The sequence below is a fragment of the Faecalimonas nexilis genome (genome assembly GCF_059731825.1).
Map to the genome: position 1 here is coordinate 3,139,341 of NZ_AP029189.1, position 13,239 is coordinate 3,152,579.

The 13,239-nt window shown below is 42.7% G+C and carries 13 protein-coding genes; all 13 read right to left on the minus strand.

Annotated features, from left to right (window positions below):
• Window positions 1–744, minus strand: a complete 744-nt coding sequence (locus AC6I5B_RS15645) for a glycerophosphodiester phosphodiesterase (protein ID WP_044987585.1) — start codon at window positions 742–744, stop codon at window positions 1–3.
• Window positions 745–812: 68 nt separating this feature from the next.
• On the minus strand, window positions 813–1,595 hold the full coding sequence (locus AC6I5B_RS15650) for an ABC transporter ATP-binding protein (RefSeq protein ID WP_004613488.1): 783 nt from the start codon (window positions 1,593–1,595) through the stop codon (window positions 813–815).
• The gene (locus tag AC6I5B_RS15655) at window positions 1,592–2,578 is read right to left on the minus strand and encodes a FecCD family ABC transporter permease (protein ID WP_022251006.1); all 987 of its coding nucleotides are present in this window, start codon (window positions 2,576–2,578) and stop codon (window positions 1,592–1,594) included. The genes AC6I5B_RS15650 and AC6I5B_RS15655 overlap by 4 nt, the downstream gene beginning before the upstream one ends.
• Entirely contained in the window at window positions 2,575–3,465 is an 891-nt protein-coding gene (isdE, locus tag AC6I5B_RS15660; RefSeq protein WP_004613486.1) for a heme ABC transporter substrate-binding protein IsdE, read from the minus strand. Before isdE ends, AC6I5B_RS15655 begins: the two co-directional genes overlap by 4 nt.
• 3 nt (window positions 3,466–3,468) lie before the next feature.
• Window positions 3,469–4,188 carry a heme-binding Shp domain-containing protein gene (locus AC6I5B_RS15665; protein WP_497773443.1) on the minus strand — a complete coding sequence of 240 codons (720 nt, stop codon included), beginning with the start codon at window positions 4,186–4,188 and terminating at the stop codon, window positions 3,469–3,471.
• 1 nt (window position 4,189) lies between these two features.
• A complete protein-coding gene (locus AC6I5B_RS15670) occupies window positions 4,190–5,839 on the minus strand; it encodes an NEAT domain-containing protein (RefSeq protein WP_497773444.1) in 1,650 nt (549 codons plus the stop codon).
• A gap of 222 nt (window positions 5,840–6,061) precedes the next feature.
• Complete coding sequence (locus AC6I5B_RS15675) at window positions 6,062–6,832, minus strand: MarR family transcriptional regulator (protein WP_004613483.1); 771 nt, start codon at window positions 6,830–6,832, stop codon at window positions 6,062–6,064.
• 4 nt (window positions 6,833–6,836) lie between these two features.
• Window positions 6,837–7,232 (minus strand): YbaN family protein, encoded by a 396-nt coding sequence (locus AC6I5B_RS15680; RefSeq protein WP_004613482.1) that lies wholly within the window; start codon window positions 7,230–7,232, stop codon window positions 6,837–6,839.
• Window positions 7,233–7,322: 90 nt separating this feature from the next.
• Window positions 7,323–7,904, minus strand: coding sequence for a PepSY domain-containing protein (locus AC6I5B_RS15685; RefSeq protein WP_004613481.1), 582 nt, complete (start codon window positions 7,902–7,904; stop codon window positions 7,323–7,325).
• Window positions 7,905–8,014: 110 nt separating this feature from the next.
• Entirely contained in the window at window positions 8,015–9,379 is a 1,365-nt protein-coding gene (locus AC6I5B_RS15690; RefSeq protein ID WP_004613480.1) for a sensor histidine kinase, read from the minus strand.
• Complete coding sequence (locus AC6I5B_RS15695) at window positions 9,376–10,050, minus strand: response regulator transcription factor (protein ID WP_004613479.1); 675 nt, start codon at window positions 10,048–10,050, stop codon at window positions 9,376–9,378. The genes AC6I5B_RS15690 and AC6I5B_RS15695 overlap by 4 nt, the downstream gene beginning before the upstream one ends.
• A 26-nt stretch (window positions 10,051–10,076) precedes the next feature.
• Window positions 10,077–10,910 carry a PRD domain-containing protein gene (locus tag AC6I5B_RS15700; RefSeq protein ID WP_022251003.1) on the minus strand — a complete coding sequence of 278 codons (834 nt, stop codon included), beginning with the start codon at window positions 10,908–10,910 and terminating at the stop codon, window positions 10,077–10,079.
• Window positions 10,911–11,018: 108 nt separating this feature from the next.
• Window positions 11,019–13,205: a PTS sugar transporter subunit IIABC gene (locus AC6I5B_RS15705; protein ID WP_004613477.1), complete on the minus strand. Its 2,187-nt coding sequence runs from the start codon at window positions 13,203–13,205 to the stop codon at window positions 11,019–11,021.
• Window positions 13,206–13,239 lie beyond the last annotated feature (34 nt).

A 13,239-nucleotide genomic window follows, 5' to 3' on the forward strand; every position in this document is an offset into this window, starting at 1 on the left:
TTATTTACGTTCTTTCTTTTGCATGTCATCACGGATTTTCAAAGCCTCATCTGGATAATTCGTAATGACTGCCTCCAGTTCATTCTGAATAAAAAAACGCATATCTTGCGCATCGTTTACTGTCCACACACGGATCTTACACCCACTTTCTTTATACCTTTCCATAAAATCAGCCATTTTCAAATGATACACCGCCGGATGTAATCCACAAACCCCAGTTCCTTTTGCGTAATTTTCCACATTCAGAATTACATCGCTGTACAAATATGCAGTTTCTGCCTTTTGATCCAATTCCTTTATTTTCTGTACACTATAATGGTTAAACGAAGAATAAATTACCCGCTTGTGCATCTCGCGGTTTTTCACAATCTCAAGTACCTTTTCTTCTAAGCCTAAATACCAATAGATTCCCGTTTTCAATTCAATATTCACTTCCATTTTGCTTGCTTTTACCAATTCCAGCACTTCTTTCAGTGTAGGGATTGAAATATTCTCATATCCCTCCATATGATTATCGAACGAAAACTTCCTCAATTGAACCAGTGTGTAATCTTTTACCAGGCCCTTCCCATTACTTACACGATCAATCACCTCATCGTGGATTACAACGACTTCTCCGTCTTTTGTCAGCTGTACATCCAACTCAATTCCATCTGCTCCCATCTCCATCGCAAGAGCAAATGCCTCCAATGTATTCTCCGGCGCATATCCGCTGGCTCCTCTATGTGCAAATATTTTTGTCATCATTTTTCATCTCCAATTCACTTTTCAGATAACATTAGAATACACCATCTTTTTCACTCATGCAAATCTTACACCGCCAATATAAACGGCTTTTTTTCCACCGTAAAAACCGGCAGTCTGACGCCATAGATTTCTTCTAACAGTTCTTCCGTCAAAATTTCCTCCGGAACTCCCTGTCCAATCATTTTTCCTTCTTTCATCGCAAGTATCTCATCGCTATAATACAATGCCTGATTGATATCATGCAGCACCATGACAATGGTAAGCCCATATTCCTCATTCAGTCTGCGCACCAATTGTAATATCTGTATCTGATACCGCACATCCAAATAGGTCGTCGGCTCATCTAAAAGCAGAAGCTCTGTATCCTGTGCGAGTGCCATCGCAATCCACACCCGCTGCCTTTGTCCCCCAGACAGCTTTGAGACCGGACGGTTTCGATATTTTTCTGTGCGTGTCACCTCCATCGCCCATTCTACTCTTTCCACGTCTTTTTCGCTCATCTTAAAGCTTCCGGTTCTTCGATGGGGAATTCTCCCGTAGCCGATCAGCTTCTCCACGCTCAAATCTGCCGGTGCCGTATGATACTGGTGCACAATCGCAGCTTTTTTTGCCAGATCCTTAAGTTTCATATTCCGAAGATTTTCACCATAAAGACAAATTTCCCCTTGATCAGGCTTTAAATTCCTTGTCAGCAGTTGGAACAATGTAGATTTTCCACAGCCATTCGCACCGATCAGAGTTGTGATCTTCCCCTTCTGCAGTGAAAATGACATTTCCTGAAGTACCTGATGCTCTCCATAAGAAAAAGAAAGATTCTGCACTTCATAAATCAATTTCTGCTCATTCATAGTTCTGTCTTTGACCTCCTTAATAATAAAATAAAACTTGGTCCTCCAATCACTGCCATAACTACCGCCGCATTAATCTCGTATGGATACGCAATCGTACGCCCGATCGTGTCGGCGAGCAATAGCGTAAATGCCCCGAGAAGCATCGTGTAAGGAATGAGTACCTTATGACTGTTTCCGACCAGCAGCCTTGCAATATGTGGCACTAAAAGTCCCAGAAAACTGATGCTTCCAACTACCGCAGTACTGATTGATGCCAAAAGTACAGCTGCTGCAGACACTATAAGACGCACCGCATTGACTCGAATTCCAAGTGAGCGGATTGTCTGATCTTCCAATCCAAGAATATCGCATTTTAACGCTAAAAAGACAGCCAAAACAAGCCCAATCACTGCATAGATGAAAAGCATCCGAAAATCCTCCCATGTTTTCATCGTAATATTCCCGTTCACGATACTAGCTGCCCCACTATAATTCGCTCCCATCATGCTTTCTCCGGCGGACATCAGCCCAGTAAAAAATGCATTCACCGCCACACCGGTCAAAATCACCCTGAGAGGACTCAAATCCCCCTTCCAGGAAAGCAGATACACAAGTCCACACGCAAAGACACCTCCTAAAAACGCAAATACAGGAACCGCCAGATACAGTGATGGCGCAAATGCCGTCACAAGCACTGCCGCCATTCCTGCGCCGGAGCTAATTCCCATGATTCCCGGATCTGCCAGCGGATTTTTCATTACCGCCTGAAGCATGACACCTGATACAGCTACCGACGCGCCGGCGAGCATCGCAATCAAAATTCTCGGAAATCGCAGTGAATATATCGTAGCGACTGTCTCATCATACGCTACAAACAATCCTCTCAAAATCTGTTCCGGAGATGCTTTTAAGCTTCCCGTATTAACAGCAACAAGGAACAGCACAATCAATGCTGCTCCCGTAATCAGAAATGAAATTATTTTTCTTTTTATGCTAATCAATTTGTTCCCTCCTGATACAAAAATGTTTCCAGTTCTTTTAGCGCCTCCTCATATTGGAAATTTGCACTCATCCCAAACTTTTCATTATCCAGGTCATATACTCTCGCATTTTGCACCGCCTCAAAATGTTTCCAAATATCATTCGTCGCAAACTCTTCCGCAAACATTTTTTTCACCTGCTCCGGAAGCGCATGAGAAGTCCGAAGGATGATATCAGGTGCTTTCTCTACCATATCTTCCGGATTGATATTCAGAAAATCCTGCCCGTTGCCATCTCCGTATACATTGACACCTCCGGCAAGCTTTACAAGACTTCCGACATAACTGCTTTCTGTTGCCACCACATAAGATCCCGGCAGCCCCATCAATATGAGCACCGTAGGAGCCTCCTGCTCATTATGCTTTTGTGCGAAATCGTTCTTAAAATCCTCGAATTCCTGATGAAGCTTCTCTGCCTCTTCTTCTTTTCCCAGCATCTTTCCTAATGCAAGAATCGATTCATACATTCCTTCTGTACTTTTCAGATCCAAAAAATAACTTTCAACTCCTATATTTTCATACTGGGACTTTAATTCTCCTTCCAGAGAATTCGGACTTAAAACGATATCCGGTTTTAACGACTTTATGATTTCCATATCGGGAGCCATCGGAGAACCGACGCTTTCTGCATTTTCATAGCGTTTCGGAATAGAATAACTGTCCGTTTTCGGAACTCCGACAACGCCTTCTACTTCCAGTTTGTCAAGAATCTCACAAGTCGCCACCGAAGTCGCCACAATCCGCTTTTCTTTTGTATCATTGTCTGCACTTTGATTTCCTGACTGATCCACACATCCGGTCAAAAACAGTGCGGATAACAAGGCTGCAATCAACTTTATCTTTTTCATTTCTTATTTCCTTTTCTTTACGAACACAACCAAAGAACCTATCACAAGCACAATGACAGCTCCGACTGCAATCTGTCCAACCGGCACTTTATTTGTATTTGTTTTTTCTGTCACCTGTTCTTCATCTGTAGTCTGCTCTTCATCTGCCACCTGCGGCTCTTCTTCAGTCTGTGGCTCTTCTTCAGTCTGCGGCTCTTCTGCCGATATCATCTCACTTACAAACTTTCCTGTCCCTGCCTGTGCAGATGCCATATCCAGTTTCACAAAGAACTGTACGTCTCTTCCCATCGGTTCTACATACAAGATTGGACTGATATAATTATCTGCCGAATCCACCTCAAACCGATAGTGATTGCACGTATCTCCATCTCTTTCACAACTTCCGGTCTGTGTAATTTCCACATCTCGATAAGTTCCGTCTGTTTCCTGTATCTGCATACGTACATCACTCACATTTGACATCAGACCAATTCCAAGCGTAACATACGTTTTCCCCTGAGACTGTTCTACCAGCGCACTGTCCTCCACAACACTCTCACACATACTGTCTCCAAGCGCAATGTTCGTCCCGCCATCTACGGTCTGTCCCGTCTCCGGATTTGCATAGGATGTTGTTCTCCCTACCGTATAAGCTCCATCTTCCATCGCATAAACAGGAACAGGGGCAGCCGCAATCGCAGCTGCCATTCCCAATCCCAAAACAATTTGCTTTAATCGTTTCATCTTATTTCGCCTGTCTCTTTCTGTAAACCATTGTCATCACACCGGCGGCTGCTGCTATAAGCATAACAACCGGAATTGCCGCATAATTATCATAGTCTCCTGTCTTTGGTGCACTTGACGCTCCATAGCTGCTTCCAGATGCAGGAGTTGTCACCTTAACAGTAGTGTCATTCGCATCTTCAGAAACTAATTTCAGCGCTGAGTAATCAATGCGAAGTCTTGCTTCAATATCCTGGTGTCCCATGATCGCCACATGCGGATTCACTTTTACATTCAGATATTCCTGTGTATGAGGAAGTACAAATGAGAAACAAGTCGGATTTCCAGAAGCATTTTTCTCCTCCACAGTAGCACTCGTATAATTTCCGTTGGCATCAGCCACTTTTAATTCCTGAAGGCTCGCTTCAATGTTTCCATATGTCATGGATTTTGTGTAAATATACATTGTCTTCACGCCATTTTTCACAACGATTCTTGCGGTGCTGTTCAAAGACTGCGCCGCCATAGACGCCTGATCTTTTGTCGCATGCCACAGCCATACAGGAACTTCATAAATACCATCTTTCAAATTGTCTTTATCCAGCGTTGTGCTTCCTGCATTTTGACTCGTGTTATTGCTTGTGTTATCGTTTGTATTATTATTCGTGTTATTGTTTGTGTTGTTATTGTTATTACCACTGTTATTGTCTGAGGTTGTCTTTTCTTTCAAGCCTTTGACTGCCACCTCAATGTCCGCTGCCATCTGATCTACTTTATTCTGCTCATTTTGTTTCAGACCGCGCACGACTGTCTGCAATGCATTTTGAAGCGCCTTCACAGTTCCGTCTGTATATTTTGTCAAGTCTTTCGGAATTGACGCAATCGCTGCATCCACTTTGCTGTAATCTGCTTCCGGAAGATCACTTACCAACTGCAATTTCCCTTTTAAATCTTTTAAAGAAGCAATCATCTCATTGACTTCTGCTGCCGATGCTCCGCCATTTGCAAGCAATCCTTCTGCTTCCTTCATTTTCGCCTCAAACGCGCTCCATGAATCTTCTGTATAATCTTCTTTCACAAGATCTTCATAAGATTTCAAGAGATCACTCAGTGCACTTGTATCCACCTGTGCATTCGCAAAATCCAATGTCAGTGTCACAACCGTCGGATATGGATTCCCTCCACCCATCAAATTGTTCATAAAATCTACTGTAATCTTCAATTCACACACACCATCGTCAGAAGGTGTAATCGGAAATTGCATTTTTTCCGGCACTTCTATGTTTGTAATTGCTGCCGGATTTCCAAATGTTGTAGAAGACTGCTCTGTCTTGTAAGAGAGATATTCCGCACCCTCTACAGTCAAAACATTCGCATGATATTCTCCCATCATGTTGATTACCATGTGATTGTTTTCAACAGTTGCTGTCATATTTCCTTCCCCGTCTACAGTCACCTTGGCACTCTCTCCAAACGCTTTGTTGAACGCCTCATTTACCGCAGCAATCGGCGCTTTGCTCTTGAGCGATGTAATCGGCACCACATAATCTCCTGCCTCTAGTTTTTCAGCAGCTTTTACCGTATTTACTTGTGTCAAACTAAATGTACACACCGCAGCCATCGCAAGCGCGGCCATTCTTCTCACCATTGATTTCATGATCTTATGCTTCATTTTTCATATCCTCCTTTTTATTATGTTGCCTTCAACTATCATTTGTTAGATTAAACTAACCAGTAGGCATTAAAAAAAGCAACTTAAATTGCTGAACTGACTATATCACACTTCTTTTCGAAAGAAAAATCTTTTTTTGTTGCACTGCGCAACAAACCGCGTTCTTCTTCCTTTTTTTTACTTTAAATCATAATTTCTTTTTTGTTGCAACTCGCAACTTTTTTACGCAATATATACGGCAAACAAAAGCTCTTTCGCATCGTCCCCATCAAAAATCTGAATCCAGATTCTTCCTGAAAGCATCCTTCCTTTTTCGCCTGCAATGCTCTGAAACCGGATTTTGTCTGCCCGAAAAGCCAGCAATTTCCCCTGTCTTTCCATCTCACACCATGCTTGTCCATCCCAATATGCAAACTCATATTCCCGATACTCCTCCAGCATCCGCAGATACAATTTTCCATTTTTATTCTGTATATTTAAAATACAAGGATTTTCAAACCGCTCATTCCACACTGAGACTTCATGCTCCCGATGCAGCTCCTTCTGAAAAATGGTAAACGGAATCGGATAATTTCCATCCGGATATCGTCTGCTGAGCCTCTCTCCGTCAAATTCCATTCCTTCCCGAAATCCGTATTTTACCCGCTTTGCAATTTCTTCTTTTTTCAGAGCTTCCAACGTCTCCTCTTTGCAGTAGGACGCAATCGTCACAGCATCTTCCCTCGCCACCTCCTGCGAAACCCCGGTACTCAGCAGATGACCGATAACAAGTTCTACTTTCTGACTGTACGCTTCCGCCGCCATCTTTCCCTTTTTCGTAAGTATCGGTTTTCTCCGATTACTTTTATCAATTAAACCTTCCTTTTCCAAAACAGTCAGCACACGGCTGACTGCATACTTTTCCTCTCCAAGCGTCACCGCAAGGTTCGTCACGTTCCACTGTTCTTTTTGATTTTGAAAACAGATCAAAGTTTTTACTTTTAATATGTTCATGCAATTATTCCCCTACCAATGTTGTATCACGAACTGTCTCTATTTTCGTAAAGAAGTAGACATATTTAAAAATAATAAGGAACACAATAAATATTCTTCCATAAAGATTGCTCATCGCAATCATTGCTAAAATCAGCATTGCTGATGCCGGAAGCAGAATACAAAATTTTGTTTTCAAAGTCATGGCACGATTTTTTACAAAACTGTCTAAATGCTTCTGATACAGTTTTGTTCCGGTAAACCACTTGTGAAATCGTTCAGAACCTTTTGCCAGACAAAAAGATGCCAATAAAAGAAATGGGGTTGTCGGAAGTACCGGAAGTGCCACTCCGATCATTCCAATCCCCATTGCTAAAAAACCGATTACAAGCCAAAGAATTTTGATTGGATTCTTTCTCATGATAAATTCCTTTCTCTACACAGTTTCTATTTTCTACCAATAATTAGTTTTAACTAACCGTTTAGAGAATAACAAATTTTCACTTATTTGTCAATCCAATATTCCATCCTGTTTTTCTTCTGTCCATTCCAAAAATGTTCCCGAATTAGCATCTATTTCAAAATCATATTCCATTCCTTCATAGCTCAATTCTCCTTCATATTTATAAACGCCGTCATCATACTCCTGCTCAATTCGAATATTGCTGTCCGTCGCCCCTTGTACACGGTCAAGCACCAACTGCTTTGCCTGCTCTATGCTGATCTCTGTTGTCTTTTCTGAACCTGTCTGCGTATCATCCTGCACTGCAGCGGACTGTGTATTTTGAACATTGTTATTTTGTTCAATCTCTTTGTCCAGAATTTTTCCATTTGAGGCTGCAATCTCATAATTATACTGATAATCCGCCTCCACAAAACCGATTTCATATACAAGTCTTCCATCGTCCCTGTCTTTTAACACATGTACCCGTTCTACATCACTCTCCGAAATTCCCGCATCCTCATATGCAATTTTCTTGGCCTCACCTGCTCCGATATCTTTTTGATTCCATACTGCATATGCCGATATTCCTCCAATCAACAAAACTGCCGCCGTTCCTCCTGCAATCATTCCAATATATCTTTTCTTCATAAGTCATGTCTCCTTTCTTTTTCCATCTTGCTTCGATATGGTTAGTATACCCACAAAAGATTAAAGAAAGATTAAAATTTCTGCAATTCATTCAAAAATATTTATATTTTTCACCTTTCAGGGAACACATACGTAAATGTTGTTCCCTCTCCAGGCACACTTTCCACCTGTATGTTTCCGCCATGTACTTCCACGATCCACTTCACCATAGCAAGACCAAGTCCTGAATGGTTCCCGCCTGTGCGCGCTGCATCCACGCGGTAAAACCGCTCCCAAATGTGTGAAAGATGCTCCTTTGCAATCCCGATTCCATCATCTTTCACGGTTCCACACAAGCCTTCTGCGCCTCGTGTCAGCGTCACTTCGATAGTCCCTCCCTCTTTTCCATATGCCGTCGCATTGGAGAGTAAATTGTCCATCATTCGGATATAAAGTGTCTCATCCAGCTTTGCATATAATTCCGGTTCGATCTTCGTCTGAATCGTGATATCACGTTCTGTTGCGAGTATCTGTTGTTCCTCTGCAATCATCTCCACAAGTTCGCTTACATTCACTTCTTCCAAATGAAGTTTTAGCCTTCCCTGATCTGCTCTTGAAAGCATCAGCAGATGTGAGATCAGCTCTGCGATTGTCCGCGCCTTTTTCTGTATGACCATAATCTGTTCCCGCTGTTTTTCGTTAAAGCTTTCTTCTTCCAGACACGACTCACACTGTGCCAAAATAACGCTGACAGGTGTTCGCAGCTCATGTGACACATCAGATGTAAATTGTTTTTCCCTTTGGAATACCTTCTCCAGTTCCTCCAACATCTCATCAAACGTCTGTGCCAAATATGCAATCTCATCCCGATTCTTTCTCCCATCTTCTTTATATAATCCAACTCGTCTTGACAAATCTGCATCGTGACGGATTTCCTGCACAGTCTCTGTGATCGTTTTCACCGGAAGCAACGTTCGTCTCGTCATCCGGTATACTAAAATTCCGACCAGCAGAGCCGTCAACGGAAGCAGAATCACCGCAACCCGAATTGTGATAAGAAAGCTTTCCTCCGCATCGGTAACTGACGTAAGTCCACGAATATAGACAGTGTTTTCTTTCATTTGAAGCTTGAGATCATAGACATACCACTCGCGCTTCCCATCTTTGACTTTTTGCACCTCTCCATTTGAGAAATCAATCTGCTCCGTAAATCCTGACGGCCGCTTTCCATATAAAAAATACGCATTTTCATCGTATAATGCCAAATACACATTATCCTCTATCTGATAAAAATCCGAATCCACTTCCAATTGTCCATCTTCCCACTCGACTTCATCCATACTCTCCTGAACCCGGTTCTTCAGTTTCATCTGTGTAGATGCCAACACCTCCCGGTTACTGATTGAAAACAAAACCGCAAAGATGAATCCAATGACAAAAACCATACAAGCGGTATACAAAAGTGTTAATTTTACTTTTAATGATACTTTTTTCATCCATTCACCCTCAGCACATATCCTGCTCCCCGCACGGTATGGATCAGTTTTGGTTCAAATCCTTCATCAATCTTCTTGCGCAGATACCGGATATATACATCCACCACGTTAGAGCTGCCCATATAATCATAATTCCAAAGATGTTGCTCCAATTTTTCTCTGGAAAGCACGATTCCTTCATTCTGTACCATATATCTAAGCAATGCAAATTCCTTACTGGAAAGTGCAATCTCTTTTCCGTTTCGCAGTACCTGATGCGTATCCACATGCACTTCCAGACCGCCGACTTCATAGCAGGTCTTCTGCACAGCAGCGGTTTTTCGCACAAGCACACGGACTCTTGCCAATAATTCTTCAAACGCAAATGGTTTCACAAGGTAATCATTCGCCCCTGCATCTAACCCTTTTACCCGATCTTCCACACTGTCTTTCGCCGTCAAAAGCAAAACCGGTGTATTTTCATTTTTGTTTCGCATCTTTCTTAGGACTGACAGTCCGTCTAACTTTGGCATCATAATATCCAAAATTACTGCATCATAAGGTGCTGCTGCAAGATAGTCAAGCGCCTCCTCTCCGTCAAAGCACGAATCTACACTGTAGTGCTCTTTTTTCAGACGTTCTGTGATAATTTGATTCAGATCTCTCTCATCTTCCGCGATTAAAATGCGCATAAAATCCACCTTCCCTTCTTCACATCTTACTCAGATATCCCAGAGTATACTCTCTCGATATGCATCGCAAGATATCCTACTTCCATCTTCTCCAGTCGAATCGCGCACTCTTTTTCAATATCCTGACAGACTAACCTGCCTAAGCGAAATGCTTCCGGATGGTTCTGTTGCATATAATCGTTCAGATCCAGTTTGATGCTTTCTTTCTTGATTGCCCGTATGATCATGTATTTTACATGATTCATCAGCCTGTTATAAGAAAGTGATCTCACGTCAATCTGCTTTCCGGTCTCCTGCTCCAATATTTTGACACATTCCCGAACTGCTCTTGCCATCTGCATTGCCATCGACACATTCTCATCTTCAATCGCCGAATGGATATGGAGCGCTACGTAACCGATCTCATGACTATCAATCTCCACAGAAAGCCGTTCCTTGAGAATCTCTTTTAACTTGGAGGCAACCTGATATTCGCTGCCAAACAGCGCTCGGATATCTTCTGTCAATGGATTGCTGATCTGCTCTCCATGTCTGATTCGCTCTACCGCAAAAGAAATATGGTCTGCCAGCGGGAACAAGATTCTTCTGTCGATACGTCCGAATTTTTCTTCTGCTTCTACAAGAATCGCATTGGCAATTTCCAAATACTCTGGAGCGATACTTTTTGCCAGCTCTTTCGCGCTGCCACGTTCTGTATCCTCTCTCAGAGAATACCTCGCACATCCGTCTGGCGCTTCGAACCTCTCACTGATTTTCTTTCCAAAGCCAATCCCTTTTCCCAACAGTACATATTCTATATTTTCTTCCATATTAATCGCTATCACACCGTTATTATTTAAGACTTTGCTCACTCTGTACATGATATTCCCCCAGATTTTTTCTTCTGATACTAGGGTAACAAAATCCACGAAAAAAGTAAAGCGGACCTTTCCGGTCCGCTTGAAACTTTTTATTTCCGTTACTGTTCACTATTTTTCGTAACAATCCACTGCAAACAATGGCTCTCCTGCTTTCACCTCACCCTCGGCAAGCAGTCTCACTTTCTGGTTTTCTTTCAGATCTGTGCAAAGAACCGGCGAGCAAAGAGACGGTGCATGCTCTGTCAGATATGAGACATCTATTTTCATCAACAGATCTCCTTTTTTCACACTCTGACCATTTTCAACAAACACTTCAAATCCCTGTCCATTCAGTGCAACCGTATCGATTCCGATATGCAAAAGCATCTCAAGACCTGAGTCCGTCTGGAATCCAAGCGCATGTTTTGTTTCAAATACAAATGCAACCACACCATCTTCCGGCGCCACGATTTCTGCCTCTGTCGGGGTCACACCTGCACCGTCTCCCATCATCTTTCCTGCAAATCCTTCGTCCGGTATCTCTGCTACTTCCACCGCTTTCCCGGTAATCGGACTTGATATGATGATTGTCTCTGTCACTTTTCCTTCGTCTTTGACTGTTTTCTCTGTCACAGCGTTCTCCTCGGAAGAAGATCTCTCAATCACCTCTTCTGTCTCTTCCAAGCTATCATCCGCTGTTTCCAGATAATCTTCCAGATTCGCCTTGATCACAGTCACCTGTGGTCCATAAATGATCTGCACTCCCTGACCTTTTTTTACGATTCCTCTGGAACCACTCTGTTTTAAAATATCCTCATTTACTTTTCCTGCATCTTCGACTGTAATACGAAGTCTTGTCGCACAGCAATCCACATCACTGATATTAGCCTTTCCACCAAGTCCCTTTGTGATAAGTGCACTCACCGGATCCATATGTGCCTCATTTGATGTCGTCTGATTCCCTTCTTTTCTTGCATTTACATCTGCTTTTGTGTACAGTTTTGTCTCTGCATCCTCATCTTCACGTCCCGGTGTCTTAAAGTTGAACTTCTTGATCATAAACGTGAAAATCGCATAGTATAAAATAAAGTAAATAATTCCAACCGGAATGACTCTCATCCAGCTTGTCTTTTCATTTCCCTGTAAAATTCCAAACAGGAAGAAATCAAGGAATCCTCCTGAAAATGTAAGTCCTACCGCAATATTCAGCATATGCGCCACCATATACGCAGAACCTGCCAGGATGACCTGAACAACGAACAACGCCGGCGCCACGAATAAGAATGAAAATTCCAACGGCTCTGTGATACCCGTCAGCATACATGCCAATGCTGCTGAGAGCAGTAATCCGCCTGCCGCTTTTCTTTTTTCCGGTTTTGCACAGCGGTACATCGCAAGCGCAGCGCCCGGAAGTCCAAAGATCATAAATATAAATTCACCTGAGAAATATCTGGTTGCATCTGCACTGAAGTGTGCGATATTCGCCGAATCCGCCAATTGGGCAAAGAAGATATTCTGACCTCCCTGCACAACCTGTCCAGCCACTTCCATACTTCCGCCGACACCTGTCTGCCAAAACGGCATATAAAACACATGATGCAGTCCAAACGGAATCAAGGCACGCTTAATAATACCAAAAATCAAAGTTCCCGCATATCCGCTTCCTGTAACCAGCCCTCCAAGCGCATAGATGCCATTCTGAACCGGCGGCCACACAAAATACATACCAATTCCAACAAACATATATACAATTGTAGAGATAATCGGAACAAATCTGGAACCTCCAAAAAATGACAATGCATTCGGAAGTGCGATTTTGTGGAAACGGTTATGGAGCGCCGCAACACCAAGTCCGACAATGATACCCCCAAATACACCCATCTGAAGAGACTGTATTCCACATACAGATGCGATTGTTCCTTCCAGCACATCTTTGGCAATCTGCCCATCCGCTGTAATTTCCCCTGTTACTACCAGCATACCATTGATTGCCACATTCATAACAAAATATGCAATTAATGCAGATAATGCCGCAACCTCTTTTTCTTTTTTTGCCATTCCAATTGCAACACCAACCGCAAAAATCAATGGCAGATTATCAAACACCGCACTTCCGACCTTATTCATGATCGTAAGCAGTGCATGGAGCACTGTCCCGTCTCCTAATATTTTCTGAAGTCCGTATGTGGCAATTGTTGTCTCATTTGTAAACGAACTTCCGATTCCAAGCAGCAGACCCGCCACCGGAAGAATTGCAATCGGAAGCATAAAAGATCTTCCGATTCTCTGTAAAATACCAAAAATCTTGTCTTTCACCTTTCTTTTCCCCTTTCTTGTTGACTCGTTTGGC

Coding starts and splice junctions, on each gene's coding strand:
- AC6I5B_RS15670 (WP_497773444.1), bottom strand. CDS start 5,839: ATGAAGCATAAGATCATGAAATCAATGGTGAGAAGAATGGCCGCGCTT.
- AC6I5B_RS15650 (WP_004613488.1), bottom strand. CDS start 1,595: ATGAATGAGCAGAAATTGATTTATGAAGTGCAGAATCTTTCTTTTTCT.
- AC6I5B_RS15690 (WP_004613480.1), bottom strand. CDS start 9,379: ATGAAAAAAGTATCATTAAAAGTAAAATTAACACTTTTGTATACCGCT.
- AC6I5B_RS15665 (WP_497773443.1), bottom strand. CDS start 4,188: ATGAAACGATTAAAGCAAATTGTTTTGGGATTGGGAATGGCAGCTGCG.
- AC6I5B_RS15680 (WP_004613482.1), bottom strand. CDS start 7,232: ATGAGAAAGAATCCAATCAAAATTCTTTGGCTTGTAATCGGTTTTTTA.
- AC6I5B_RS15645 (WP_044987585.1), bottom strand. CDS start 744: ATGACAAAAATATTTGCACATAGAGGAGCCAGCGGATATGCGCCGGAG.
- AC6I5B_RS15700 (WP_022251003.1), bottom strand. CDS start 10,910: ATGTACAGAGTGAGCAAAGTCTTAAATAATAACGGTGTGATAGCGATT.
- AC6I5B_RS15675 (WP_004613483.1), bottom strand. CDS start 6,832: ATGAACATATTAAAAGTAAAAACTTTGATCTGTTTTCAAAATCAAAAA.
- AC6I5B_RS15685 (WP_004613481.1), bottom strand. CDS start 7,904: ATGAAGAAAAGATATATTGGAATGATTGCAGGAGGAACGGCGGCAGTT.
- isdE (WP_004613486.1), bottom strand. CDS start 3,465: ATGAAAAAGATAAAGTTGATTGCAGCCTTGTTATCCGCACTGTTTTTG.
- AC6I5B_RS15695 (WP_004613479.1), bottom strand. CDS start 10,050: ATGCGCATTTTAATCGCGGAAGATGAGAGAGATCTGAATCAAATTATC.